Raw genomic sequence first — 310 nt, forward strand, 5'->3', positions numbered from 1 at the left:
TAGCGCTATGGAACCACCCGATCCCATCCCGAACTCGGAAGTGAAACGTAGCTGCGCCGATGGTAGTGTGGCCTAAGCCATGCGAGAGTAGGTCATCGCCAGGGTTTATACCCGAAAACCCCGCTGCGCATGCAGCGGGGTTTTCCTTTTTTTGCAAGCCTCAGGTTTCGACCTGGATTTACGGCAACAACTTCACGAAGAGCTTCAAGTTCCTCTCACAAGTTGTTGACAAAGCTGAAAAGCCTGCCATAATAGGCGGCTCGCAACGACGAAAGGCCTTCGGGTCCAACGACGAAGCAGCATCGGCAAC

Annotated in this window: 1 rRNA gene; it reads left to right on the forward strand. The window is 53.9% G+C overall.

Annotation, left to right across the window (positions count from 1 at the left end):
• Window positions 1-104 (forward strand): 5S ribosomal RNA (rrf, locus tag MRBLST15_RS10265); the annotation flags it as partial.
• Window positions 105-310 lie beyond the last annotated feature (206 nt).

Source organism: Stenotrophomonas sp. LST15-1-1.1 (assembly GCF_040815575.1).
GTDB lineage: Bacteria > Pseudomonadota > Gammaproteobacteria > Xanthomonadales > Xanthomonadaceae > Stenotrophomonas > Stenotrophomonas lactitubi_B.